This is a genomic window from Actinosynnema sp. NPDC050801 (assembly GCF_040673975.1).
Lineage (GTDB): Bacteria > Actinomycetota > Actinomycetes > Mycobacteriales > Pseudonocardiaceae > Actinosynnema.
The window spans coordinates 597,827-618,740 of the sequence record NZ_JBFAQZ010000001.1 but is presented as its reverse complement, the minus strand read 5'-3'; the positions used below and the strand labels follow the sequence as shown (position 1 = coordinate 618,740).

The window sequence follows — 20,914 nt, the reverse complement described above, 5'->3', positions numbered from 1 at the left end:
TCGCTATTTCGTGAGCTTGAGCAGTTGCAGCGCGTCGAGCAGGTCGTGCGCGACGAGCGTCCGCGTCCCCTGGGGCAGCGGCCCGGCGTCCGGCGGCACCAGGGCCTTGGTGAAGCCGAGCCGGGCGGCCTCGGTGAGCCGGCGGCCGACGCCGTTCACCCGGCGCAGCTCACCGGACAGGCCCACCTCGCCGACCACGACGAGGTCGTGCGGCAGGGGCAGGTCGGTGGCCGCCGAGGCGACCGCCAACGCCACCGCCAGGTCCACCGCCGGCTCGACCAGCCGCATGCCGCCGACGGTGGCGGTGAAGACGTCCTTGTTGCCCAACCCGACCTTGCCGCGCTTCTCCAGCACGGCCAGGACCATGGCCAGGCGGGCCGAGTCGAGGCCGCTCACCGCGCGCCGGGGCGCGGGCAGGGCGGTCGGCGTGACCAGCGCCTGCACCTCGCCCAGCATCGGCCGCTTGCCCTCCACGACGACGGTGACGGCGGTGCCGGACACCGGCTGGTCACGGCGGTGCAGGAACAGGCCGGACGGGTCGGGCACGCCCGCGATGCCGTCGTCGCGCAACTCGAAGCAGCCGACCTCGTCGGCCGGGCCGAACCGGTTCTTCACGCCGCGCAGCAGCCGCAGCGTCGAGTGCCGGTCGCCCTCGAACTGCAGCACCACGTCCACCAGGTGCTCCAGCACGCGCGGCCCCGCGACCGAGCCGTCCTTGGTCACGTGGCCGACCAGCACCACGGGCAGCCCGCGCTCCTTGGCGACCGCGATCAGGCCCGCCGTGACGGCGCGGACCTGGCTGACCCCGCCGGGCGCCCCGTCGACCGCGGGCGAGGACATGGTCTGGATGGAGTCCACGATGAGCATGCTCGGCTTGACCGCGTCGACCTGGCCGAGGACGGCGGAGATGTCGCTCTCGGCGGCCAGGTAGATCTCGTCGTGCAGGTTGCCGGTCCGGTCGGCCCGCAACCGCACCTGGCCCGCCGACTCCTCACCGGTGACGTAGAGGCAGCGGCCGACCGACAGCGCCCACTGGTGCGCGACCTCCAGCAACAGGGTCGACTTGCCCACACCCGGCTCGCCCGCCAGCAGCACCACGGCGCCCGGCACCAGCCCACCGCCGAGCACCCGGTCCAGCTCCAGCACGCCGGTCGAGACGGCGCGGGCGGACTCGATGTCGACCTGCGCGATGGGCCGGGCCTCACTGCTCGGCGTGCCCGCGAGGAACCGCGGCGCGGCGGAGGCGCCCCGCTCCTCCACGGTGCCCCAGGCCTGGCACTCCGGGCACCGCCCGACCCACTTGGACACCTCGTGCCCGCACTCGGCGCAGCGGTACGTCGGCTTGGCCACCCGTGCTGTCTTCGCCACGCGACGGAGGCTATCCGGCACCCCCACAACGCCGCCGGCCCGTGCGCTCGTCAGGGCGAGCGGAGCTCCGGCGAGGGCGTGCCCGCGCCGACCCACTCCTCGTAGCCGATGGCCCGGTGGAACGCGGGGCCCTGGTAGTAGATCACCGGGCTGGAGTCGTACTTGTAGAAGTGGTCGTTCGCCACCCGGCGCACGACCTGCGGTGTCGGGTACCCCTCGCGGTGCCAGTCCCCCTGGTCGATGGAGCGGCCGATACCGCTCTTCAGGTCGGTCATCCGCATGATGTTCGGCGCCCAGGACAGCTTGAGGAAGCCCGAGTTGTGGTTCCAGCCGGGAGGGCGGAACCCGGCGGCCGCCCACTCGTCGTAGGTGAGCTTGTGGGAGGTCCGGTCCGGGGCCTCGACGAAGAGTTCCTGGAAGTTGGTCTCCCACCGGTAGACGCGGCTGCCCTCGACCCAGCCCACCGCGCGCGGTGCGGGGCTGCCCGACGCCCGCCACTGGGGCTCGGTCAACCGGTCCCAGTCCCACGTCGACTCCGGGTCCCCCCAGAACGTGACCGCGTAGATGGTCCAGGACCAGGGGTACTGGACGTAGTCCGTCGGCGACGCCGCGGGCTGCGGGAAACCGGCGGCGGCCCACTCGTCGTAGGTGATCGCGCGGGCCACGCCGCCGTCGACGCGCCACACGGTCGCGTCGAACGGCTGCTTGTAGTACCCGTCCGCCGCGGCCGCGGCCGCCGTCGTACCGACGGCGACCACCAGTCCCAGCGCGAGACCCGCGCCGACCAACGCCGCCGTCACCCGTCCGACCACCTTCACGCCATTCGCCTTCCTCGACCGGTCGCCGACGGGTACCGGCGCACCGCCGGTACCCGCGGCAGAACAAGAGCAGGGGTTCCCCGGACGGGAACCCCTGCTCGGCAGCTCGGTGGTGCGCTCAGTGCTCCGAGGGAGCGTCCTCGCGCGGTTCCGGCGAGGCGGCGATCGGGAGCTCCAAGGTCAGCTCGCCCGCCTTCTCGAACAGGAACGTGACGCGGATCGTCTGGCCCGGCCGCAGCGGCTTCTTCAGGCCCTTCAGCACGATCTTGACCGCGCCCGGCTCGGTCGGGTCCACCGACGACGGCAGCTTCGTGCCCGTGGTCGGCGGCGCCGAGATGGAGGTGCCGCTACCCGAGGTCGGCGTCGCCGAGCCGGTGGGCGTGGTGGTCGTGGTCGTGGTCGCCGAGCCGGAACCGGACGGCGTCGTGGTGGTCGTCGTCGTCGCGTGGGAGTCCGACGGCGCATGCGACGCCGAGGCTGAGTGCGACGCGGAGGACGCCGGCTTGGTCGTCGTGGCGTGGCTGCCCGCGTCGTCCTGCTCGGCGCTGCCGAGGATGGCCGAGTTCGGCTCCAGCCGCGAGTCGCCGGTGACCTCGGCGGGCGCGGAGAACTCGCTGGTCACGCCCAGCAGCGTGTCCGCGGTGGTGCCGTTGTTGGCGATCACGACCGTGATCGGGGCGTCGTCGCCCTCCTCGTAGGCGCCGTGCGCCGTCGGGAACAGGAACTGCGCGTCGCGGACGGCGATGTCTCCCACCTGCCCACCGGCCCCGTTGACGACGGCCACCTGGGTGTCCGTCTGCGTGACCTGACCTGCGCTGCAACCTGCGGCGGCCAAGCCGAGGCCCGTCGCCAGTGCGGCCACTACGGCCAGGCGGCGCGACGCGGTGGACTTCTGGAGTGCGCGACCCACGGCTGCTCGGATCCTTCCGGTGTGCTGACGAGGCGGGTCGTACCCGGTAGCACTGGGTCCGACCACCAGTGCTGGAGCCTAACGGGGTGGCCCCGGACCTGCGGCATGTGGTGCCCAACGGCACGCCGGCCCCCTCGCCCGCACGTCCACAGTGGAGCAAGATCGACCTTGGGTGTTGCATGCGACCGGGTGATTTGTCAAGCCCCCTCGCGGCCCTGACCAGCGCTAACCGATCTCCGGACGCCGAAGAGGGGATTGCTCGGCGTGTTAGGATGGGGTTAGCGAAAGGGGCAGAGGACACATGGTTTTCAAGGTCGGAGAGACCGTCGTCTACCCGCACCACGGTGCCGCTCTCATCGAAGCAATCGAGACCCGCGTGATCAAGGGCGAGGAGAAGAAGTACCTCGTCCTCAAGGTTGCCCAGGGCGACCTCACGGTCCGCGTCCCCGCCGACAACGCCGAGATCGTGGGCGTGCGCGACGTCGTCGGCCAGGAGGGTCTCGACAAGGTCTTCGAGGTCTTGCGTGCTCCCCACACGGAGGAGCCGACCAACTGGTCCCGGCGGTACAAGGCCAACCTGGAGAAGCTCGCGTCCGGTGACGTGAACAAGGTGGCCGAAGTGGTGCGCGACCTCTGGCGGCGCGAGAAGGATCGCGGACTGTCCGCTGGTGAGAAGCGGATGCTGGCGAAGGCACGACAGATACTGGTTAGCGAACTGGCGCTGGCCGAGGGCACCGACGAGGACAAGGCCGAGGTCCTCCTCGACGAGGTCCTGGCTACCGCGTCCTGATCGTTCCACCAACATTTCGGAAACCGCGAACATGGGTGTGGTCGCGCTCGTGCCCGCGGCGGGCCGGGGTGAGCGGTTGGGCTATGGCATGCCCAAAGCGCTCGTGCCGGTCGACGGCGTTCCGCTGCTCGTGCGTGCGGTGCGCGGCCTTCTCGACTCCGGCTGCGTTCGGCACGTGGTGATCGCCGCGCCCCCGTCCGATCTGGACATTGTGAGTACCGTCACCGCCCCGTTGGCCCCAGCCGACGGGGCGGTGCACGTCGTGGCCGGTGGCGCCGAGCGGTCGGACTCGGTGCGCCTGGCCCTAACGTACGCGCTGCGTGAGATCCCCGACACTTCTATCGTGCTCGTTCACGACGCGGCCCGCGCGTTCACGCCACCCGCCGTGGTAAGGGCCGTGGTGGAGGCCGTCGCCGCAGGTCACCCGGCCGTCATCCCGGTGCTGCCGGTGGTGGACACGGTCAAGCAGGTCGACGAGGACGGTGTCGTAATCGCCACACCCGACCGGTCGTCGCTGCGCGTCGTGCAGACCCCGCAGGGTTTCGACGCGGCCGTGCTGCTGCGCGCGCACGAGGCCGGGCTGGGTGCGACGGACGACGCGGGCCTGGTGGAACGGCTCGGCGTGCCGGTCGTCACCGTGCCCGGTCACCCCGACGCCATGAAGATCACCACGAGGTTCGACCTCGCCGTGGCCGAGGCGCTGCTGGTCGGGAACGAAGGAGCACCGTGATACCCAGGGTGGGCATCGGCACGGACGTCCACCAGGTGGAACGCGGCCGTGAGTGCTGGTTGGCCGGCCTGCGCTGGGATGACGCGGACGGCTGCGCCGGCCACTCGGACGGTGACGTGGCCGCGCACGCGCTGTGCGACGCGCTGCTGTCCGCCGCGGGCTTGGGCGACCTGGGCGCGGTGTTCGGCACGAGCGACCCGCGGTGGTCCGGCCGGCACGGCGTGGAGTTCCTGGCCGAGGCCCGCCGCCTGGTCGAGGAGGCCGGCTACCAGGTCGGCAACGCCGCCGTGCAGGTCATCGGCAACGCGCCGAAGATCGGCAAGCGCCGGGACGAGGCGCAGGAGGTGCTGTCCGCGGCGGTCGGCGGTCCGGTGTCGGTGAGCGGCACGACCACCGACGGCCTGGGGCTGACCGGCCGGGGCGAGGGCATCGCCGCCATCGCGACCGCGTTGATCTTCCCGCTAGCCTGAGCCGCATGGCGGTCACCCTCAGCGCGGCGACGCGCGCCCTGCTCGACGACCGGAACTACGTCGTGCTGGCCACGCTCAACCCGGACGGCAGCCCGCAGACATCGGTGCTGTGGGTCGCCCGGGACGGCGACGACCTGCTGTTCTCGACGCTGCGCGACCGCGCGAAGGAACGCAACCTCCGCCGCGACCCGCGGGCCAGCGTGAGCGTGTGGAGCAACGCCGACCCCGAGGTCTACGCGGAGATCCGGGGCACCGTGACCATCGCCGAGGACACCGGCCGCACCCTGGCCAACACCCTCTCCCTCAAGTACACGGGCCAGGACTTCCCCACCGAGTCCCCCGACAAGACCCGCGTCATCCTGCGCCTGACCCCGACCAAGGTCACCGGCAACGCCACCTGATCCCCCTCCCCCCCTCACCACCCCCTGCTCTCCCCTCCTCCTCTCCCCTCCCCTGGCCGCCCTCGTGCACGAGCCGCCCTGGCACCCACCCCGCGAGGTCGCGTCGACCGTTCGCGTCCTCATTTCCCGACGATCACGCTTTTCGATCGTCGGGAAATCAGGGCGCGAACGGTCGACTTCCCGGCGACCGAGCCGCCGTCTGCGGAGCAGCGGCATCCAACACAGTGAAACTCGTCTCGGTTCGCCCACGGGTGAGACCTCCGATGTCCGAGCCACGTAACGTGGCTTCGTGACGATCCGCGCCGTGCTGTTCGACTTCTCCGGCACCCTGTTCCGCTTGGAGCACGACTCGCTGGCCGCCCACGCCGAGCTGATGCTCGCGCTCACCGCGCCGGTCGGCGTGGCGGAGAGCCTGGACGTCGATCCCGAGCAGTGGGAACGCCGCGACCTCGACCCCGACGCGCACCGCGAGATGCACCTCGCGGTGCTGGCGAAGGCGGGCGCGAAGGATCCGGAGCAGTTCTACGCCGACCTGTGCAGCCCGCCGTTCTGGCAGCCCTACCCGGACACCGCGCAAGCGCTTGGCAGCGAGGTGCCGACCGCGGTCGTCAGCAACATCGCCTGGGACGTCCGCGCCGTCTTCGCACGTCACGGCGTCGAGAGCCGGGTCGACGAGTTCGTCCTCTCCTACCAGGAGGGCGTCGCCAAGCCGGACCCGAAGATCTTCCGCATCGCCTGCGACCGCCTGGGCGTGCACCCCAGCGAGGCCCTGATGATCGGCGACAGCGCCGAGGCGGACGGCGGCGCGGCGGCCGTCGGGTGCCTGGTGGAGATCGTCGAGCCGCTGCCCACCGGCAGCCGGCCGGACGCTCTGCTGCAGGTCCTCCGCAAGCACATTTGACCGGGCGATTCAACCCCCAGCGGTCATCGCCCGTACCATCTCCACGTGAGCCTCCACCTATTCGACACCGCGACCCGGTCCATGCGGGAATTCGTCCCGCAGGTCAGCGGAACGGCGTCGATCTACGTGTGTGGGGCCACGGTGCAGGGCGTTCCGCACATCGGGCACGTGCGCAGCGGCCTCAACTTCGACGTGCTGCGGCGCTGGCTGGGCCGTGACGGCTCGACCGTGCGGCTGGTGCGCAACGTCACCGACGTCGACGACAAGATCCTCGCCAAGGCGGCCGAGCACGACGCCGAGTGGTGGGAGTGGGCCTACCGCAACGAGCGCGCGTTCGACGACGCCTACGACGCGCTGGGCTGCCTGCCCGCCTCGTACTCGCCGCGCGCGACGGGCCACGTCACGCAGATGGTCGAGCTGATGGAGCGCCTGATCGAGAAGGGCCACGCGTACGCCTCCGAGGGCGACGTGTACTTCTCGGTGACGTCGTTCCCCGAGTACGGCGCGCTGTCCGGGCAGAAGCTGGACGAGGTGCACCAGGGCGAGTCCGCCGCGACCGGCAAGCGCGACGCGCGCGACTTCACGCTGTGGAAGGCGGCGAAGCCGGGCGAGCCGTCGTGGCCGACGCCGTGGGGTCCGGGCCGGCCGGGCTGGCACCTGGAGTGCTCGGCGATGGCGACCGCGTACCTCGGCGGCACGTTCGACATCCACGGCGGCGGCATCGACCTGATCTTCCCGCACCACGAGAACGAGCAGGCGCAGTCGCGGGCGGCCGGTGACGGGTTCGCCCGGTACTGGATGCACAACGCCTGGGTCACCATGGGCGGCGAGAAGATGGCCAAGTCGCTCGGCAACACGGTGTCCATCCCGGCGATGCTGGAGCGGGTGCGGGCGCCCGAGCTGCGGTACTACCTGGTGGGGCCGCACTACCGGTCGCACATCGAGTACTCACCCGAGGCGTTGGACGAGTCGGTGTCGGCCTACCGGCGGATCGAGTCGTTCCTGCGGCGCGTGGTCGAGCGCACCGGGGCCGTGGACGTGGCCGGCGAGCTGTCGCCCGCGTTCGTGGCCTCGATGGACGACGACATGGGCACGCCCGGCGCGTTGGCCGCGATCCACAAGCGGCTGCGCGAGGGGAACACGGCCCTGGAGTCGGGTGACGACCTGGGCGCGCGTGCCGCGGCCGAGTCGGTGCGCGCGATGACCGACGTGCTCGGGTTGGACCCGCTGTCACCGCGGTGGCACGACGCCGCGGCGGGTGGCGCGGGCAGGCACGCGTTGGGCGTGCTGGTGGATCGGCTGCTGGAAGAGCGGTCGCAGGCCCGCAAGGACAGGGACTTCGCGCGCGCGGACGCGCTGCGCGACCACCTGCTGCTGGCCGGTATCGCCGTCGAGGACACCCCCGACGGTCCGTTGTGGACGTTGAAGGACGACTGAGCTCGTGGCTGGTAACTCCAAGCGCCGGGGCGCCATGCGCAACCCCGGCTCCAAGAAGGGCGCGGTCGTCGGTTCCGGCGGGCAGAAGTCGAAGGGCTTGCAGGGCAAGGGCCCGACGCCCAAGGCGGCGGAACGACCGAACCACCCCGCGTACAAGCGCGCCACCGCGGCGGCGAAGGCCGATCAGGTCCGCACGCAGCGGCGCAAGGCCGCCGAGAACGGCCCGGAGACCGTGGCCGGGCGCAACCCGGTGGTCGAGTGCCTGCGTGCCGGCATCCCGGCGACGGCGCTGTACGTGGCGCTGGGCATCGACGCGGACGACCGGGTCGCCGAGGCGGTGCAGCTGGCGGCCACGCGGGGCATCTCGGTGCTGGAGGTGCAGCGCGGTGAGCTGGACCGGATCACCGGCGGCGCGATGCACCAGGGGCTGGGGCTCCAGGTGCCGCCGTACGAGTACACCGAGCCGCGTGAGCTGCTCAAGATCGCGAACCAGTCCGGTCGGCCGCCGTTGCTGGTGGCGTTGGACGGGGTGACCGACCCGCGCAACCTGGGTGCGGTGGTGCGGTCGGCGGCGGCGTTCGGCGCGCAGGGGGTCGTGCTGCCGCAGCGCCGTTCGGCGGGGATCACCGCGGTGGCGTGGCGGACCAGCGCGGGCACGGCGGCGCGGATGCCGATCGCGGTGGCGACGAACCTGACCCGTCAGCTCAAGGAGTGGGCCGAGGCCGGGCTGATGATCATCGGTCTGGACGCGGACGGCGACGTGGACGTGGACGGGCTCGACCTGGCCACCGGGCCGCTGGTGGTCGTCGTCGGCTCCGAGGGCCGGGGCCTGTCGCGCCTGGTCAAGGAGACGTGCGACCAGACGGTGTCCATCCCGATGGCGGCCGGCGTGGAGTCGTTGAACGCCTCCGTCGCGGCCGGCGTCGTGCTCGCCGAGGTCGCCCGCCGACGCCGCCTGGACGTCCGCGCCTGACCTGGGCGTTGAACTCGGGGTACCTGAACGTGGGACTCGCGCGTCCTGAACGTAGGACTCGCGGGGTCTGAGTGTTCGACTCGCGCGAGCTGAACGTAGGACTCTCGCGAGTCCTACGTTCGCGACCCGTGTGTCGAACGTTCAGGACCCGTGAGTCGAACACTCAGGGCCCGTGTGTCGAACGGTCGGGGGCCGTGGGTTCCGCGGTTGGGGTGGGTCGGTGTGTGAGGTGGGACGGTTTGTGAGTGATCCGCGCCGGGAGCGCGTGAGCGGCGGATAAGGTCTGCGGCGATGTCCTTCGCCAGCCCGTTGTTCCTGTGGTTCTTCCTCCCGGTCGTGCTCGCGACCGTCCTCGCCACGCCCAGGAACTGGCGCAACGGCGTGGTCGCCGTGGCGAGCCTGCTGTTCTACGTCTCCGGCGCCGGCGGGACGACGTTGCTGCTGCTGGCCTGCATGGCGGTCAACTACCTGGCCGGGCGGCGGCTGGAGCCGGGTGCCCCCGGTGACCGCAGGCTGGTCCTGGTCGGCGCGATCGCGGTCAACCTGGGCGTGCTGCTGATCTGGAAGTACGCCGGGTTCGCCACCGAGCAGCTGCACGACATCGCCGCCGTCGTCGGCGCCGACCTGCCGGTGGTGGAGCTCGCGCTGCCCATCGGCATCTCGTTCTACACGTTCCACCACATCTCGTACGTGGTCGACGTGTACCGGGGCGAACGCCCGGCGCTGCGCGAGCCGGTCGCGTTCGTCACCTACATCGCGATGTTCCCGCAGCTCGTGGCGGGCCCGATCGTGCGCTTCCGGGAGATCGCCGACCAGCTGCCGCAGTCGCGGCTGCACCGCTGGGACGACGTCGCGGCGGGCTTCCCGCGGTTCGCCCTCGGCCTGTGCAAGAAGGTGATCATCGCCGACTCGCTCGCGCCGATGGTCGACGCCTGCTTCGCCACCCCGGCCGACGAGATGACCACGTCGATCGCCTGGCTCGGCGCGATCGGCTACACCCTCCAGCTGTACTTCGACTTCTCCGGCTACTCGGACATGGCCATCGGCCTGGGCCGCATGCTCGGCTTCCGGCTGCCGGAGAACTTCGCCCGCCCCTACTCGTCGGTCACGATCACCGAGTTCTGGCGCCGCTGGCACATGTCGCTGTCGCGCTGGTTCCGCGACTACGTCTACATCCCGCTGGGCGGCAACCGCGGCGGCGTGCTGCAGACGTACCGGAACCTGACGATCGTTTTCGTGCTCACGGGTTTCTGGCACGGCGCCAACTGGACGTTCCTGGCGTGGGGTTTGTTCCACGGCGGGCTGCTCGTGCTGGAGCGCCGATTCGGTTGGGATTCGCCGCCCGTCACTGCGCGTGCTCGAATTGCCCGCCGGGCCTTGACCATGTTGCTGGTGGTAATCGGCTGGGTGTTCTTCCGATCCGCCGACCTCGGCACCGCGTTCACAATCATCGGCCACCTGCTGTGGCCGGATTTCAGCGGGCTGACCGAAGCCGTGGCCGCCGCGGCGACCAATCAGCGGATTGTTCTGCTGGTGCTCGCGCTGGCAATTGTCGCAATGCCCGACCACCCGGTGACCGGGCCCTACCTGGAGTCTTCGCGGGACAAGGTCGCCACCGCGGCCAGGGTGTCCCTGATGACGCTGGGCGTCGGCTACGCGGCGATCCTGGTGGCGAGCGGCACCTTCAGCCCGTTCCTGTACTACCAGTTCTGAAGATCGACACGCGGCCAATGTTCAACAATTGACTCGTCACCCACGCGGGGCGAGTCGGCGACCGCAGGAACGCGCTGGCCCGGTCGGACCAGCGCCGCCGTACCCCAATGGTGCCCCGATCGACGTAGGGTAGGCGAGGATTGCTCACGCCGTGTCACCTACCGTCAACTGTCAAGAATATGTGGGCGATTTTTCGCCGTTGTAACTACTTTATGTAACCGACCTGCTCCGTTCGGGTACACAGTGTGGTAGGACAGAGATTGCACATCCGGCAGCTTCTACCGTGCTAACCGAGGGAATTGTTACTTCGGGTGGGGGTAACGTGACTCACTCATCGGGGCCGACCAACCTGGGGGAGTTGTGACTTCCGGGGGGACCATCCGCGCGCTCGTGGGCAACCGCGAGTTCCGCGGCATGTGGATCGCCTCGACGGTGTCGACCGTCGGCGACCAGCTCGCGGCGGTGGCCCTGTCGCTCCTGGTGTTCGAGCGCACCCAGTCGGTGGCCTGGACCGCCCTCACCTGGTCGTTGACGCTGTTCCCGCCCCTGGTCTCCGGCCCGCTGCTGGGCTGGGTCGCGGACCGCTTCCCGCGCCGCACGGTGATGGTGTGGTGCGCGTGGCTGCAGGCCGCCCTGGTCGGTCTCATGGCCGTGCCGGGCGTGCCGCTGTGGCTGATGATCGTGCTGCTGGTGATCGTCCTGATGATCTCGTCGCCGTTCCTGGCGGCCCAGGAGGCGAGCCTGCCGCACGTGCTGCCGGACAAGCGCTACGACGACGGCGTGGCGGTGTTCGGCACCTCTGTGGACATCGCCCAGATGGCCGGCCTGGCCGCCGCGGGCTTCCTGGTCATCGGCACGAGCGCCAACGTCGCGCTCGCGATCGACGCGGCCACGTTCGTGTGGGTGGCGATCGTGGTGCAGCTGTCGGTCGAGCACCGACCGGCCGCCGACCCGCGCGGCGCCAAGCGGGACCCCGAAGGACCCAAGGGCGCGTTCACGCTGATGGTCACCGAACCCCGGCTGCGCAGCCTGATGGGCATGCGCCTGCTGGCAGGTCTGGCGATGGTTCCCGAGGGACTCGCCGTGCCCCTGGCGGCGAGTCTGGACGCGGTGTGGGCCGTCGGCCTGATCCTGGCGATCGAGCCCGCCGCCAACGTCCTCGGCGTGGCCGTGCTGTTCCGGCTGGTGCGCGATCCCGCGAAACGCGAGCGGCTGATCGGTCCACTCGCCATACTGTCCTTGGCCCCACTGGTCATGTTCGCGTTGAACCCGAACCTGACCTGGACCATCGCGCTGCTGGTCATAGCTGGTATGGCCGGTGCGTACCACACGCCAGCGCGTTCGGCGTGGATGCGCATCCTGCCCGACGCCTACCGGGGTCGGGCGTACGGCATCGGCCGTGCGGCGCTGCGTTCGTCGCAGGGCGGCGGCATGGCGCTGGCGGGCGTCGTGGCGCACTCGATCGGCTCGGTGACCGCGACGATCGCGGGTGCAGGCGGCATCGGGCTGTTGCTCGCCACTCAGGCGACCGTAGCCTGGCGACGGGCCCGCACCCGGAACGATCCGAAGGCGGTGGCGATCTGAAACGGACCCATCACATATCGCGATTGTCAAACATGAAGGACCCCTCGGCTGCGGCCCGCTAGCCCGCGGGCACGTACGGTGAACATTCGGTCCGGGGTGGAAGGAGGTGGTCACATGTCGCGGTTGCGCATGGCGAACACCTCCTCAGTGCGCTTCTCGGGCACGGACGTGCCGCTGCGAACGGCGTTCGCCACGCGACGCCGGGCAGAGGGTAGGGGGTCGTGGTGAAGAACAGTTTGACTGACCAGAACGCATCTGGGGCAGTCGGCCGGCCCTCGATTCGCAACTGGGATCTGTGGACGTTGCGACCGGCCGCACTGGTGTACTTCTTCGTCATCGAATCGGCCGTAGCCGCTGCCGCCGTTTGGCTGCTCACCGGCCTGGACTCCGTCTCGAACGCCGACTGGCTGCGATTCGGCGCGGTGATGTTCGCGATCACCGTGCACCTGATGATCGTGCGCCGGGCCGAGGAGTCGCGGCGCAACGAGTCGGCCGGTCCGCACATCGACCTCACGTCGGTGTGGACGTTCGCCGCCGCGATCGCACTGCCGGGCGCGCTGGCCGTGCTCGCCACGATCTGGATGCGGATCCTGATCCAGCCGATCGCGCGACGCCAGCCGTACCGGTTCGTGTTCAGCTCCGCGAGCATCCTCGGCGGCACCATGCTGGCCTGGGCCGTGGTGCACCTGTCCGGACTGTCGCTGCTGGCCACCGGCCGCATCCCGACCGACCTGGGCCTGGTGCTCGTGCTCATCGTGGCCGGGGTGGTCAACTGGGGCGCGCAGGGCATGAACATCGCCATCGCGCTGAAGATCGTCACCCCGCACACCCGCATCCAGGAGTTCCTGGGCTCGCGGGCGGACAACATGCTGGAGCTCAGCACGCTGGGCGCGGGCGCCATGCTGGGCATGCTGATGACCACGCACTGGGTGGGCCCGCTGCTGCTGGTCTTCCCGGTCATCCTGGTGAACGCGCTGCTCTACCACGCGGCGCAGCGGCGGTCGCACCTCGAACGGCTGCTGCGCGAGCAGGAACAGCTCCAGGCGCGGCTGGCCGAGGACGCGCACACCGACTACCGGACCGGGCTGCTCAACACCAACGGCCTGGCCGAGTACGGGGGCAGGCTCACCGACCGCTGCCGCCACGACGGGCAGCCGGTGACCGTGCTGGCCATCGACCTGGACCACTTCAAGCGGATCAACGACACCTGGGGCCACCCGGCGGGCAACGCCGTGCTGGCCGAGGTCGGTCGGATCCTGCGGGAGAAGCTGCGGCCGGGCGACGTGGCCGGGCGCGACGGCGGCGAGGAGTTCGTCGTGGTGCTCGCCGACACGGGTCTGGCGCAGGGCACGGCCATCGCCGAACGGGTGCGCGAGGCGATCGGCGAGATGTCCGTGGTGACCACCGACAAGCACCGCAACACCGTGACGCTGCGGGGCCGGAACCTGCCGTTGACCGCGGAGGGGCCGGACGTGCGCGCCATCTCGGCGTCCATCGGCGTGGCCGTGCTGCCGGACAACGGCGAGTGCCTCGTCGACGCGCAGCACTGCGCGGACGCGGCCCTCTACGCGGCCAAGGAGAACGGCCGCAACCAGGTCCGGGTGGCCGCCGGCGAGATCCGGCTGCTGCCCGCGCCGCGGGTGGACCAGCCGGTGGGCGACGCCGCCGAGCAGGGCGCCGCCGAGGTGACCCGCACCGCGTAAGGCGCCGGAGACGCCCCGGGCCCGTTCGCCGTGGTGCCGGGTACGTCGGTCACGCGCACGGCGAGGAGCACGCCCTGAACCACCACCGCGACCGCGGTGGTGGTGGTGGTTCGAGAGCGTGCTCGTGCTGGTCCGCATGGCACCCGTCTCCGCGCGGCCCGCCGCGCGGGCCTCGGTGCCCCCTTGAGGAAGGCGTACCCGCTTTTGACCGATCCCAAACTTCTTGAACCGACTTTTCTAGCATTTCTCACGTTGATCCGGACCGCGCCAGGGCAGCGGGCGGTGCACGGGCCGCCGTACCAGCGCTCGTCCACGTGCACGTGGGCCTTGTCGGTCTCGGGGTGGATGGCCGGCGAGTCGAACGGGCACACGTCCACGCACAGCCGGCAGCGGTCGATGCAGGGGGACTCGTCGATCGTCACCGGGACGCCGACGCGGTAGTCGAAAAGCCCGCCGGCCCCCGGCCGCTGCGCCACCGCGAGCCCGTCCCACCTAGTGGACGCGTTGCCGCTTGCGGCTCGCCAGCCAGCAGACCAGGTAGATCAAGAACGAGACCGCGGTGACGAACGCGCTCACCGGCATGCCCGGCGCGAGCGACAGCACCATCCCGCCCAGCACGGAGACCTCGGCGAACACCACGGCCAGCACGGTGGCCCGCACCGGGCTCGCGGTGATCCTGGTCGCCGCCGCCGCAGGCGTGATCATCACCGACAGCACGAGCAGCGCGCCCACCAGCTGCACGCTCAACGCCGTCGCCACACCCACCAGCACCGCGAACACCAGCGACAGCGTCCGCACCGGCACACCGCGAGCCACGGCCACGGCGGCGTCCACGCTGGCGAAGTGCAGCGGCCGGTAGATGAGCGCCAGCACCAGCAGCACGACCAGCGAGGAGCCGACGAGCAGCCACAGGTCGGTCGACCCGACGCTCACCACCTGCCCCGTGAGCAGGCCGAACTTGTTCGCCGCCCGTCCGTTGTAGAGGGCCAGGAACAGCATCCCGAGGCCGAGGCCGAACGCCAGGATCGCGCCGATGACCGAGTCGCGGTCGGAGTCACGCGTGCTCAGCAGCCCCAGCAGCAGGGCGGCGATGACCGACCCGGCCAGCGCGCCGTACCCGACGCCGATCCCGATCAGCAGGGCCGCCGCGCCGCCGGTGAACGCCAGCTCGCTCGTGCCGTGCACGGCGAACGCCATCTTGCGGGTCACCACGAGCGGGCCGAGCAGCCCGCCCAGCAGCCCCAGCACCGCGCCCGCGATGAGCATCGGCTGGACGTAGCCGAGCAGCTCGAGCGTGAGCCCGACGTCGAAGAAGCCTTCCATCAGCCCTCATCCGCCACGTGGTGCGGCTCGTCCTCGCACACGTGCTGCGCGCCGACCACGTGGATCTGGTCGCGCACGCGGACCACCTCGACGTTCGTGCGGTACAGCTCGGTCAACGTCCGCGAGGTCATCACCTCGGCCGGCGTGCCGATCCGGAACCGGCCGTCGACCAGGTACAGCACCCGGTCGACCAGCGGCAGGATCGGGTTGATCTCATGGGTCACGAACAGCACGGCCGTGCCCGCGGCCCGGCGCCGCGCGTCGATCAGGTCGCTGACCACGCGCTGGTGGTGCAGGTCGAGCGAGAGCAGCGGCTCGTCGCACAGCAGCACCTCGGGGTCGCCGACCAGGGCCTGCGCCACCCGCAGCCGCTGCTGCTCGCCGCCGGAGAGCAGGCCGACCGGCTCGTCGGCGTACCGGGACGCGCCGACGGACTCCAGCGCCGCGGCCACCCTGGTCCGGCGTTCGCGCCGGTGGCGCCAGCCGATGCCCCAGCCGTGCCCGTCCAGGCCGAAACCGACCAGGTCACGGCCGCGCAGGGAGAGGGTCGAGTCGATCGCCCGCTGCTGCGGGACGTACCCGATGCGGCGGTTGCCGCCGGCCACGCGCACGCTGCCCGCGGACAGCGGTTGCAGGCCGAGCAGCACCCGGATGAGGCTGGTCTTGCCGGAGCCGTTGGGCCCCAGGACGGCCACGAACTCGCCGGGGGCGACGTCCAGGTCGAGCCCGTCCCACAGCACCCGGTCGCCGTAGGACAGCCGCGCGCCGCGCAACGCCACGGCGGCGGCCGTCGACCTGTCCGTCACCTCGGCTGTCGCGCCCGGACCTCTCATGCGCCGAGCGCTCCCACCAGCGAATCGACCTGCTTCGTCATCCAGTCAAGGTAACCCGTGACGCCCTCCGGCAACGTCTCGGTCACCTCCGCCACGGGCACGTTCGCCGCCTTGGCCTGGTCGACCACCTGGTTGGTGCCCGCGTTCTCGGTCTGCGCGTTGTTGACCACCGCGGTGATCTGCTTCTGCTCGATCAGCCGGGTGACCTCGGCGAGCGCGGCGGCGGGGATGTCGGTCTCGTCCTCCACGGCCTCGCTGAACGACTCGGGGGTCACGTCCTCGACGCCCGCGGTGTCGAGCAGGTAGTGCGCCACCGGCTCGGTCGCCACGACCTTCTTGCCCGCGCCCTTGCCCGCGACGCGCTGTTCGAGCTCGCCCAGCTTGGCGGTGAAGTCGTCGGCGTTGCCCTCGAAGGTCGCCTTCTTGTCCGGCGCGATGGCGCCGAGGTCGGCGGCGGCCTGGTCGGCGACCTTGCGGACGGTCTCGAAGTCGTACCAGACGTGCTCGTTGACGGCGTGGGCGTGGCCCTCCTCGCCCTCGGCGTGGCCTTCGGGCTCGGCGGAGGGATCGGCGGACGGCTCGGGCTCGGCCGAGGGCTCGTCGTGCCCGGAGGCCTTGCCGGACACCGGGAACGCCTCGATCTTCTTGGCGCCCTCGGTCTCGGGGCCGAGCAGGGTGGCGAAGAAGTCGTCGTAGCCGCCGCCGTTGAAGATGACCAGCTTGGCGTCGCGCACCGCGGCCAGGTCGGACGGCTTGCTCTCGTAGGAGTGCGGGTCGCCGGACGGGTCGTCGATGATCGACGTCACCTCGACGGCGTCACCGCCGACGGCCTTGACCACGCTGCCCCACACGTTGGTGGAGGACACGACCTTGATCTTGCCGTCGTTGTTCGCCGCGGGGGTGTCCTGCGCGCCGCAGGCGGTGAGGACGACGGCGGTCGCGGCGGCCACCGCGCCGAGCAACGCGTTGCGGACGATCATCAGAGAACTCCTCGACAGGCTGACACATAGGCAATGGAAACCGTTGTCGAGTTCAGTTTAGAACGCTCCGCTACCGACACGTCCACCGACCGGGTGTTTTACGCACCACAGGGGCCACTCCCGCCCTGCGGCGAGGTGGCCCCTGTGGGGTGTGGACGGTCAGTCGGTGAGGCGGTGGCCCGTCTCCGGGTGGAACAGGTGGACCTCGGTGGCGTCGCGCACGGCGATCTTCACCGTCTGGCCCAGGGTGGGCGGCGTGCGGCCGTCCACGCGGACCACGAACCGCTCGGGCACGTCGCCGATGCGGATCGAGCCGTGCATGAGCGCGTCCGCGCCCAGCTCCTCGACCAGCTCGACGGTCATGTCCATGCCCTGCTCGGAGGAGCTGACCAGGGCCAGCGACTCGGGCCGGATGCCGAACGTCACCTCGGACAGGCCCTCACCGGCGGCCTTGTCCATCATGCGGCGCTCCAGCGGCACCACGATGCCGTCGAGCTTCGCGCCCTCCGACGTCAGCGGCACGGTCTTGAGGTTCATCGCGGGCGAGCCCATGAAGCCGGCGACGAACGCGTTGGCCGGCTTGTCGTACAGCGCGCGCGGGGTGTCGCACTGCTGGAGCAGGCCGTCCTTGAGCACGGCGACCCGGTGGCCCATGGTCATGGCCTCGACCTGGTCGTGCGTGACGTAGATCGTGGTGGTGCCCAGCCGCGCCTGGAGGGCGGCGATGTTCGCGCGGGTCTCCACGCGCAGCTTCGCGTCCAGGTTGGACAGCGGCTCGTCCATGAGGAACACGGAGGGCTCGCGGACGATCGCGCGGCCCATCGCGACGCGCTGCCGCTGACCGCCGGACAGCGCCTTGGGCTTGCGCTCCAGGTACTTCTCCAGGTCGAGCATCTTGGCCGCTTCCGAGACCTTCTGCTTGATCTCGGCCTTGTTGACGCCGCGCAGCTTGAGCGCGAAGCCCATGTTCTCGGCGACCGTCATGTGCGGGTACAGCGCGTAGGACTGGAACACCATCGCGATGTCACGGCCCTTGGGCGGCACGTTGGTGACGTCCTTGCCGGCGATGTGGATGGCGCCCTCGTCGACGTCCTCCAGACCCGCGAGCATCCGCAGCGCGGTGGACTTGCCGGAGCCGGACGGACCGACCAGGACCAGGAACTCGCCGTCGGTGACGTCCAACGACAGCTCGTCGACCGCGCGGACCGGCGGGTTGCCGGAGAAGATCCGCGAAGCCTTGACGTAGGCGACCTCAGCCATGCCACGCACCTTTCACTACCCTAGCTTTGCCGCAACGCTAGGGATTGCAAGCGCTTACGGGAACGGGTGAATTGGTCTAATCCCGGATCGGTTCAGTCCTTCGCACGAGTTCGCCGGTGCCGGCGGGTTGCCGGGTCCGGTGGGGCGACGACCACCCGGCCGGGGCCTGCGGACCAGGCCTTTGACCAGCGGCCTTACTCCTGGCGCGCCCGTCACCGGCTCCCTAACCTCTGCGGTGTGAAGGTCATCAGCCAACGGGAGTTCGACAGGAACCCCGCAGAAGCACTGGAAGCACTCGAACCCGGTGATGCGCTCCGCGTCACGGGTCGCGACGGCGAAGTCATAGAGCTCCACCCGCGAGAGGACGGGCGGCCGTGGACCGCGAAGGAGCTCGTCGAGCGGCACAAGTGCCTGCCGCAGGTCGACTTCGCGGAGATGCGGGCGGATATCGACGAAGTCTTCGGCGTCGGTCGCATCGATGACGACCCCTGGGAGCGCAGCCGTGGCTGATCGCCGATCCGGCGTCTTGGACACGTCCACGTACATCGACCTCGGCGTGCTGCACCCGAGGGTCCTGCCGGACGCTCCCCGACTGACCACGATCACGATGGCCGAGTTGCACCACGGCGTGGTAGCCGCGAGGGACGCGATGACCCGCGCCGCCCGGACAGCGCAAGTGGCCGCCGCGATCGTGGACTTCGATCCACTTTCCTTCGATGCTCACGCGTCCACCCGGTACGGCAGCCTGGTCGGGCTCACGATCGCGGCGAACCGCGACCCTCGATCACGCAAGTTGGACTTGATGATCGCCGCCATCGCCTCGTGCCACGACCTGCCGCTCTACACCCGCAACCCGAAGGACTTCGTCGGCCTGGAATCGCTGGTCGAGGTCATCGAGGTGTGAGCCGGGGCCCCCGCACGTGGCGGAGGCCCCGCCCGGTTCAGCCCTTCACCGCGCCCGACGACAGGCCCGTCACCAGGAACTTCTGCACCAGGTAGAACACGACGACCGCGGGGATCGCGACCAGGATCGAGGCCGCCGCCAGGTGGCCCCACTCGGTCCGGTTCTGCTGCACGAACACCTGCAACCCCACGGCCAGCGTCTTCGACTCGTCCGCCGCCGACAGGAACGCCGACGCGAACGCCACCTCGCCCCACGCCGTCAGGAACGCGTAGAACGCGGTCACGGCCAGGCCGGGCCGGGCCAGCGGCAGCACCAGCCGCCAGAACACGCCGAACGGCGACAGGCCGTCCACCCGTCCCGCCTCGTCGATGTCGGTGGGGATGGTGTCGAAGTACCCCTTCAGCATGTACGTGCAGAACGGCACCGCGGTCGTGCAGTACACCAGCACCAGGCCGAGCGACGTGCCCTGCAACCCCAGGTCGAGCAGGATGTTGTACAGCGGCACGATCAGCACCGCGAACGGGAACATCTGCACGACCAGGAACGACAGCATCAGCGACCGCTTGCCCGGGAACCGGAACCGCGACGCCGCGTACCCGGCGGTCGCCGACAGGAACACCGCCAGCACCGTGGTCATCAGCGCGATCAGCACCGAGTTGCCGAACCAGGCCAGGAAGTCGCCCTTCTCGCCGGCCAGGATCCGCCCGTAGTTGTCCAGGCTGGAGTCGTTGACCAGCTTCGGCGTGGTCTCCACGGCCTTGGCGTCCGGCTTGAACGACGTCACCAGCACCCAGAACACCGGGAACACCGCGACCAGCGACGCCACGACCAGCGCGCCGTGCAGCCCGGCGCCGGCCAGCGGCGACCGTCGCGAGCGCGAGCGCACGCGGGCCTGCGGGACCGCCTTCAACGACGCGGCTTCGACCGTCATCACCACACCTCGCCTTGCTTGCGCAGCGCGCGCCGGTACACGCCCGCGAACACGAGCAGCACGGACAGGATCAGCACGCCGTAGGTCGACGCCACCGCGAAGTCGCGGGACGCGGCGGAGAAGAACCGCTCGAACGCGTAGGTCACCAGGATCCGGGTGTTCGGGTTCGGCCCGGTGATCAGGTAGATGATCGCGAACATGTTGAACGTCCAGATGATGCCCAGCAGCACCACCGTGCCGGACACCGACCGCAGGCCGGGCAGCGTCACGTTGCGGAACCGCTGCCACGCGGTCGCGCCGTCGACCTCCGCGGCCTCGTAGAGGTCGCCGGGGATCGACTGGAGACCGCCGAGCAGCGCCACCATCATGAACGGCACGCCGAGCCACACGTTGACGATGATCACCGCGACCAGCGCCCAGTCCGACTGGCCCAGCCACACCGGAGGGTCGTCCAGGCCGAGGAAGCGCAGGAACTGGTTGATGATCCCGTACTGCGCGTTGAACATGTACTTCCACGCGAACGCGCTGATGAACGCGGGCACCGCCCACGGCAGGATCAGCAGCACCCGGTAAACCGCCCGGCCGCGCACCTCCCGGTTGAGCAGCAGCGCCAGGCCCAGGCCGATCGTGTAGTGGAAGAAGACGCAGCCGAACGTCCAGATCAGCGTGCGGACCAGCGTCGACCAGAACGCGCCGTAGCTGGCGTCGCCGGACAGCACGTTCAGGTAGTTGTCGAGGCCCACGGAGACGTAGGTCGCCGGCCGGTCCAGGATCGGGTTGGCGATGTTGCCCTCGTTGATGTCGGTGAAGGTGAAGAACACGCCCTGGGCGAGCGGGAACAGCACCAACACCGCGATGACCAGCACGACCGGCAGCACCATCGCG

Annotated in this window: 22 protein-coding genes; 13 read left to right on the top strand and 9 right to left on the bottom strand. The window is 70.5% G+C overall.

Annotated elements, in window-relative coordinates; genetic code table 11:
* Window positions 1–3 precede the first annotated feature (3 nt).
* The 3 genes from radA to AB0K14_RS03060 all read right to left on the bottom strand — a co-directional run bounded on the left by radA (window position 4) and on the right by AB0K14_RS03060 (window position 3,096).
* The gene (radA, locus tag AB0K14_RS03070; protein WP_360454190.1) at window positions 4–1,368 is read right to left on the bottom strand and encodes a DNA repair protein RadA; all 1,365 of its coding nucleotides are present in this window, start codon (window positions 1,366–1,368) and stop codon (window positions 4–6) included.
* Between the two features lie 50 nt (window positions 1,369–1,418).
* Window positions 1,419–2,186 carry a hypothetical protein gene (locus AB0K14_RS03065; protein WP_360454193.1) on the bottom strand — a complete coding sequence of 256 codons (768 nt, stop codon included), beginning with the start codon at window positions 2,184–2,186 and terminating at the stop codon, window positions 1,419–1,421.
* A 118-nt stretch (window positions 2,187–2,304) separates the two neighbouring features.
* Window positions 2,305–3,096: a hypothetical protein gene (locus AB0K14_RS03060; protein ID WP_360454196.1), complete on the bottom strand. Its 792-nt coding sequence runs from the start codon at window positions 3,094–3,096 to the stop codon at window positions 2,305–2,307.
* 301 nt (window positions 3,097–3,397) lie between these two features.
* On the opposite strand from AB0K14_RS03060, the gene AB0K14_RS03055 reads away from it, so the two are divergent.
* From AB0K14_RS03055 to AB0K14_RS03005, 11 genes are all read left to right on the top strand, one after another.
* Entirely contained in the window at window positions 3,398–3,886 is a 489-nt protein-coding gene (locus AB0K14_RS03055) for a CarD family transcriptional regulator (protein ID WP_012782996.1), read from the top strand.
* A gap of 31 nt (window positions 3,887–3,917) precedes the next feature.
* Window positions 3,918–4,616, top strand: a complete 699-nt coding sequence (gene ispD / locus AB0K14_RS03050; RefSeq protein WP_360454199.1) for a 2-C-methyl-D-erythritol 4-phosphate cytidylyltransferase — start codon at window positions 3,918–3,920, stop codon at window positions 4,614–4,616.
* Window positions 4,613–5,086 (top strand): 2-C-methyl-D-erythritol 2,4-cyclodiphosphate synthase, encoded by a 474-nt coding sequence (gene ispF, locus AB0K14_RS03045; RefSeq protein ID WP_360454202.1) that lies wholly within the window; start codon window positions 4,613–4,615, stop codon window positions 5,084–5,086. Before ispD ends, ispF begins: the two co-directional genes overlap by 4 nt.
* A 5-nt stretch (window positions 5,087–5,091) precedes the next feature.
* Window positions 5,092–5,487 carry a PPOX class F420-dependent oxidoreductase gene (locus AB0K14_RS03040; protein WP_360454205.1) on the top strand — a complete coding sequence of 132 codons (396 nt, stop codon included), beginning with the start codon at window positions 5,092–5,094 and terminating at the stop codon, window positions 5,485–5,487.
* A gap of 289 nt (window positions 5,488–5,776) precedes the next feature.
* The gene (locus tag AB0K14_RS03035) at window positions 5,777–6,388 is read left to right on the top strand and encodes an HAD family hydrolase (RefSeq protein ID WP_360454208.1); all 612 of its coding nucleotides are present in this window, start codon (window positions 5,777–5,779) and stop codon (window positions 6,386–6,388) included.
* A 45-nt stretch (window positions 6,389–6,433) separates the two neighbouring features.
* Window positions 6,434–7,825, top strand: coding sequence for a cysteine--tRNA ligase (gene cysS / locus AB0K14_RS03030; RefSeq protein WP_360454211.1), 1,392 nt, complete (start codon window positions 6,434–6,436; stop codon window positions 7,823–7,825).
* Window positions 7,826–7,829: 4 nt separating this feature from the next.
* Complete coding sequence (gene rlmB / locus AB0K14_RS03025) at window positions 7,830–8,798, top strand: 23S rRNA (guanosine(2251)-2'-O)-methyltransferase RlmB (protein ID WP_360454214.1); 969 nt, start codon at window positions 7,830–7,832, stop codon at window positions 8,796–8,798.
* Between the two features lie 291 nt (window positions 8,799–9,089).
* A complete protein-coding gene (locus tag AB0K14_RS03020) occupies window positions 9,090–10,511 on the top strand; it encodes an MBOAT family protein (protein WP_360454217.1) in 1,422 nt (473 codons plus the stop codon).
* 360 nt (window positions 10,512–10,871) lie between these two features.
* Window positions 10,872–12,095, top strand: a complete 1,224-nt coding sequence (locus AB0K14_RS03015; RefSeq protein ID WP_360454220.1) for an MFS transporter — start codon at window positions 10,872–10,874, stop codon at window positions 12,093–12,095.
* A gap of 302 nt (window positions 12,096–12,397) precedes the next feature.
* Window positions 12,398–13,798: a GGDEF domain-containing protein gene (locus tag AB0K14_RS03010; RefSeq protein WP_360454223.1), complete on the top strand. Its 1,401-nt coding sequence runs from the start codon at window positions 12,398–12,400 to the stop codon at window positions 13,796–13,798.
* A gap of 252 nt (window positions 13,799–14,050) precedes the next feature.
* The gene (locus tag AB0K14_RS03005) at window positions 14,051–14,239 is read left to right on the top strand and encodes a hypothetical protein (RefSeq protein ID WP_360454225.1); all 189 of its coding nucleotides are present in this window, start codon (window positions 14,051–14,053) and stop codon (window positions 14,237–14,239) included.
* Window positions 14,240–14,290: 51 nt separating this feature from the next.
* On the opposite strand, the gene AB0K14_RS03000 is transcribed toward AB0K14_RS03005, so the two are convergent.
* From AB0K14_RS03000 to ugpC, 4 genes are all read right to left on the bottom strand, one after another.
* A complete protein-coding gene (locus AB0K14_RS03000; protein ID WP_360454228.1) occupies window positions 14,291–15,121 on the bottom strand; it encodes a metal ABC transporter permease in 831 nt (276 codons plus the stop codon).
* Window positions 15,121–15,954: a metal ABC transporter ATP-binding protein gene (locus AB0K14_RS02995; protein WP_360454231.1), complete on the bottom strand. Its 834-nt coding sequence runs from the start codon at window positions 15,952–15,954 to the stop codon at window positions 15,121–15,123. Before AB0K14_RS02995 ends, AB0K14_RS03000 begins: the two co-directional genes overlap by 1 nt.
* Window positions 15,951–16,934 carry a zinc ABC transporter substrate-binding protein gene (locus tag AB0K14_RS02990; protein ID WP_360454234.1) on the bottom strand — a complete coding sequence of 328 codons (984 nt, stop codon included), beginning with the start codon at window positions 16,932–16,934 and terminating at the stop codon, window positions 15,951–15,953. Before AB0K14_RS02990 ends, AB0K14_RS02995 begins: the two co-directional genes overlap by 4 nt.
* Before the next feature lie 159 nt (window positions 16,935–17,093).
* Window positions 17,094–18,194 carry a sn-glycerol-3-phosphate ABC transporter ATP-binding protein UgpC gene (gene ugpC / locus AB0K14_RS02985; protein ID WP_360454237.1) on the bottom strand — a complete coding sequence of 367 codons (1,101 nt, stop codon included), beginning with the start codon at window positions 18,192–18,194 and terminating at the stop codon, window positions 17,094–17,096.
* A gap of 237 nt (window positions 18,195–18,431) precedes the next feature.
* On the opposite strand from ugpC, the gene AB0K14_RS02980 reads away from it, so the two are divergent.
* Window positions 18,432–18,704, top strand: a complete 273-nt coding sequence (locus tag AB0K14_RS02980) for a PhdYeFM domain-containing protein (RefSeq protein ID WP_360454240.1) — start codon at window positions 18,432–18,434, stop codon at window positions 18,702–18,704.
* The gene (locus tag AB0K14_RS02975; protein ID WP_360454243.1) at window positions 18,697–19,098 is read left to right on the top strand and encodes a type II toxin-antitoxin system VapC family toxin; all 402 of its coding nucleotides are present in this window, start codon (window positions 18,697–18,699) and stop codon (window positions 19,096–19,098) included. Before AB0K14_RS02980 ends, AB0K14_RS02975 begins: the two co-directional genes overlap by 8 nt.
* 37 nt (window positions 19,099–19,135) lie before the next feature.
* On the opposite strand, the gene AB0K14_RS02970 is transcribed toward AB0K14_RS02975, so the two are convergent.
* Together AB0K14_RS02970 and AB0K14_RS02965 are read right to left on the bottom strand one after the other, a co-directional pair.
* Window positions 19,136–20,029 (bottom strand): carbohydrate ABC transporter permease, encoded by an 894-nt coding sequence (locus tag AB0K14_RS02970; protein ID WP_360454246.1) that lies wholly within the window; start codon window positions 20,027–20,029, stop codon window positions 19,136–19,138.
* Window positions 20,029–20,910 (bottom strand): sugar ABC transporter permease, encoded by an 882-nt coding sequence (locus AB0K14_RS02965; RefSeq protein ID WP_360454358.1) that lies wholly within the window; start codon window positions 20,908–20,910, stop codon window positions 20,029–20,031. Before AB0K14_RS02965 ends, AB0K14_RS02970 begins: the two co-directional genes overlap by 1 nt.
* Between the last annotated feature and the right edge of the window lie 4 nt (window positions 20,911–20,914).

Excerpts from the sequence above, each read along its gene's own strand:
- AB0K14_RS02995 (WP_360454231.1), bottom strand. The coding sequence starts at position 15,954 with ATGAGAGGTCCGGGCGCGACAGCCGAGGTGACGGACAGGTCGACGGCC.
- ispD (WP_360454199.1), top strand. The coding sequence starts at position 3,918 with ATGGGTGTGGTCGCGCTCGTGCCCGCGGCGGGCCGGGGTGAGCGGTTG.
- AB0K14_RS03055 (WP_012782996.1), top strand. The coding sequence starts at position 3,398 with ATGGTTTTCAAGGTCGGAGAGACCGTCGTCTACCCGCACCACGGTGCC.
- AB0K14_RS02965 (WP_360454358.1), bottom strand. The coding sequence starts at position 20,910 with ATGGTGCTGCCGGTCGTGCTGGTCATCGCGGTGTTGGTGCTGTTCCCG.
- ugpC (WP_360454237.1), bottom strand. The coding sequence starts at position 18,194 with ATGGCTGAGGTCGCCTACGTCAAGGCTTCGCGGATCTTCTCCGGCAAC.
- AB0K14_RS03020 (WP_360454217.1), top strand. The coding sequence starts at position 9,090 with ATGTCCTTCGCCAGCCCGTTGTTCCTGTGGTTCTTCCTCCCGGTCGTG.
- AB0K14_RS03040 (WP_360454205.1), top strand. The coding sequence starts at position 5,092 with ATGGCGGTCACCCTCAGCGCGGCGACGCGCGCCCTGCTCGACGACCGG.
- AB0K14_RS02970 (WP_360454246.1), bottom strand. The coding sequence starts at position 20,029 with ATGACGGTCGAAGCCGCGTCGTTGAAGGCGGTCCCGCAGGCCCGCGTG.
- AB0K14_RS02990 (WP_360454234.1), bottom strand. The coding sequence starts at position 16,934 with ATGATCGTCCGCAACGCGTTGCTCGGCGCGGTGGCCGCCGCGACCGCC.
- AB0K14_RS03000 (WP_360454228.1), bottom strand. The coding sequence starts at position 15,121 with ATGGAAGGCTTCTTCGACGTCGGGCTCACGCTCGAGCTGCTCGGCTAC.